The sequence below is a fragment of the Alcanivorax sp. HI0044 genome, assembly GCF_001634945.1.
This window is the reverse complement of record NZ_LWEZ01001314.1, coordinates 1-672: the sequence shown is the minus strand read 5'-3', so window position 1 is coordinate 672 and position 672 is coordinate 1. Positions and strand designations below refer to the sequence as shown.

The window sequence follows — 672 nt, the reverse complement described above, 5'->3', positions numbered from 1 at the left end:
CTTTATGACGATTTATTGCCACCTCCTGCGGTGCTGCTACCCAGCACAGCGGCGCAATATGGCAGCAAGACATGAACTTGCACACAACAACGAGGCCTCTTATGAACAAGGCAAGCGTATTTATCGGCCCCTCCGGGGTCGAATACCGGGATCGCAAGCGTCACCTGTGGATGGTATCCCTGTTAGTCCCAGGCACCGTATTCCTGGGCCCATTGCTGTATATGACCACCGGCAACGCCTTGTTGCTGTGGCTGCCGCTGGCCTTCTATTACCTCACCATTCCCGTGCTGGACATGCTGATCGGTGAAGACCAGAGCAACCCACCGGAGGAGGTTGTCCCGCAACTGGAAGCGGATCACTTCTACCGCAGGATGACCTATGCCCTGGTGCCAATCCTGCTTGGCGCCTACCTGTTTGGCATGTGGTTTGTGGGCACTCACACTCTCCCCCTGCATGGCGTCATCGCCATGGTGCTGATGACGGGCACCATTTGCGGCGGCGCCGGGCTCAATCTGGGCCACGAGCTGGGCCACAAGAAAACCCGTATTGAGCGCTGGCTGGCAAAGCTGGTTCTGGCGCCCCTGGGCTACGGCCACTTCCCCATTGAGCATAACAAGGGCCACCACCGCGACGTGGCCACCCCGGAAGACCCTGCCTCGTCGCGGCTGGGGG

Annotated in this window: 1 protein-coding gene; it reads left to right on the top strand. The window is 59.8% G+C overall.

Annotated elements, in window-relative coordinates:
- Window positions 1–101: 101 nt before the first annotated feature.
- A partial coding sequence (locus tag A3730_RS19200; protein ID WP_197477532.1) for a fatty acid desaturase occupies window positions 102–672 on the top strand: 571 nt, incomplete at its 3' end.